Annotated in this window: 2 protein-coding genes; both read right to left on the bottom strand. The window is 47.7% G+C overall.

Features of this window, described 5'->3' with window-relative positions:
- Nucleotides 1-1,056 (bottom strand): tyrosine-type recombinase/integrase (locus Q0526_RS03530; protein WP_298730903.1); only part of this gene is annotated, 1,056 nt, incomplete at its 3' end.
- Nucleotides 1,057-1,215: 159 nt separating this feature from the next.
- Complete coding sequence (locus tag Q0526_RS03525; RefSeq protein WP_298730901.1) at nucleotides 1,216-2,433, bottom strand: Fic family protein; 1,218 nt, start codon at nucleotides 2,431-2,433, stop codon at nucleotides 1,216-1,218.
- Nucleotides 2,434-2,572 lie beyond the last annotated feature (139 nt).

The following is a 2,572-nucleotide window of genomic DNA, read 5'->3' as shown; positions in this document are numbered from 1 at the left end:
CAGCGGAATATGGGTATACCCCAGTGTAACAGCATAATCTGTGTGTCCCAGGATCTCCTGGATGATTGCAGGCGCCACCTGCTCCACTGCCAGCAGGGTTGCCGTCGTATGCCGCAAACAGTAGGGGGTCATGTTCTCCAACCCGATACGTTTTGCCATAGCATGCCATTCCTCATAGAAGGTCTTTTCATCCGCTTCGCACAACCGCTTTGTGCTGTCATGATATGCCTCCCGAACAAGGGGCATAATCCGATCCGGAAAGACGATCTGCCTTGCTTTGCCCGCCTGGGTCTTGATGCCGCCTGTACAATACTGCTGCGTTAGGTGTACATTAGCCTTTTGGATGGTCAGCATCTCCCCAGTACGCATCCCGGTATAAGCCATAATGAGCCAGTAACGACTGAATTCATGGCCATTCTCATAGTCCTGCCAGATCCGATGCCCCTCCCCCTCGGTCAGTGCCGTGCGGGCGCTGGCTTGGATCGGCGGCAGCTCCAGCAGTTTAGAGTAATCCTTCTCCGCATATTCATACTTCAGCGCCAGCGCATACATCTTGCCCAGCAGGGCCTTAATGTCCCGCTTGGGGTAATACCCGCCCTCCCTTGCATCCACGATAGGTTGCAGGTGAGCGTAGCGCAGGTTTCGAATTCGAGCATCTTTCAGCGGTGCCAGGGCCGCCCATGCGGTCCGGTAATGGCTTGCCTTATCCTTGCTCAGTTTAGGCAGCGACTGCTGACAAATCATCTCCCACAACTGCTGCAGAGTGGCATCCTGGGCAAACTCCTGGCCGTTCAGCATCCTCTCCCGCATTTCCGGCAGGGCTTGGACCGCCTCCCGCTTGGTTTTGAAGCCACTTTTGATCTTGTGGTAGCGGACACCGTCCCGAAAGATATTCACCTCGGCCCGCCACTTCCCCGCGGGACCATACTGGTACACACTGCCTTCTCCGTTGGAGCGAACCCGCGTGCGCCGCTGGGTCTGCTGCTTTGCACCGCACCAACAGCAGAAGGATGCCCCGTCCGGCAGTTCCTTGCCGCATTTTTTGCATTCGATCATCTTTTTCACCTCCAAAAGGGTACACTTTGACAAGCCTGCCCCTTTGGAGTATAATCGCAGTGTCGAGTGTGCGATGACCCCGCAAGGGCGAGCCGCTTATCTTAACTCCCTCGGTGTTGGAAGCACCGGGGGAGTTTTTATTGTTTTATCAGGGAAACTTCACCCCTGATTTCCTATTTGCTTTTCAAACTCCGCAAGATCAAGACGATAAAACTTTTCTCTTCCAATTTTTTCTTCAAGCAGCAAGTGATCCTGTCTTAATACGGAGAGTCTGTTTTTTAGAGGTGTATAAGAAATTCCCAGTAGTCCTTCAAGCGCCTTCGTGGCAATTCCATGACCAGAGAACAAACTTGCTTGCGTCAAATACCCCATTAGTTCTTGATCTTTTTCCTTGACTGCAAAGGAATGCTTTGGAATCATCTGCATATATTTGTCATAATCTGCTTTTCGTCTGAGCAAAGCAGCTTCCAGCTGATTCATGGCTTTCTGAACAATGTCCAAAAAAGATAACACAAATGGTGTCAGATCTCCTCGGTTCCGTGGATTGTTGCAGGTTTTGAAGCTGTCATAATACTGTTTGATATTATCCTTCACAGTATAGGAAAGGCGATATCCAATCAGAAAATTCAACTCATCTGACAGCAAATAACTGCTGATAAACCGGGAGAGTCGACCATTTCCATTATAAAATGGATGGATATAACCCACCAAATAATGAAACGCACTGATCCTTACAAGAGGATCACAGCTATCACCATTCAAAAAAGCCAGCGCATGATCCATTGCCTCTATGATTTTATTCTCTGGATAAAGCCCCCTATGAATTTCTTTCTGAGCAGAATTGCTGACGGAAACCGAATCTTTACGAAAAATCACGCCATCCGGAGCGTCCTTGCTGTTTTCTTCAACGACCTCCTTTAGAACCAAATCGTCGTAGATGTTTCGTACATCCTGACAAGTCTTTACCTTTCGCTCTTCTTCCTCCTGCAGCATCAGGTACTTGCGAACAAGTCCATAAAAGCGGCGTTTGCCGGATTTATTGCCGATCTGCTCCAATACCTCACTGATCTCACGGCGGGTGCTATTAACGCCCTCAATATCATTTGTCAGCACGATCTCATCTACAAGACATTTTTGCGCAAACTGGTGAAGTGCTGCTCCGGGTAAATCTCTGCAAAGCAGTTGGACCTGTTTATCCGTTTTTTGAATTTGCAACAGCAAACGATAAATATCACCATTTTGAACAATAAATGCGGAACTCCCGTTGACATCAAAGTCTAAATGAACGGTTTCAGAGTTATTAAAACGTTCTTCGTAAATAGATTCATATTGCCCCGGCTGACGATATGAAATCTTTTCAAGCGTTTCGTAAGGCATCTGGCTTCACCTCGATCTTAATGTTTTAGTCTTGATGTGCCTTTCGTAGGTCATATCTATTTTAGCAGCTTTCTATGATAATTTCAGTCGATATTACAGTCCTTCAGAACTGTATCCAAGCTTTTTTTGCCGTTTTTAG

The organism is uncultured Subdoligranulum sp. (assembly GCF_937890665.1).
The sequence above is the reverse complement of the archived record's forward strand: the minus strand, read 5'-3'. Positions and strand labels throughout refer to the sequence as shown.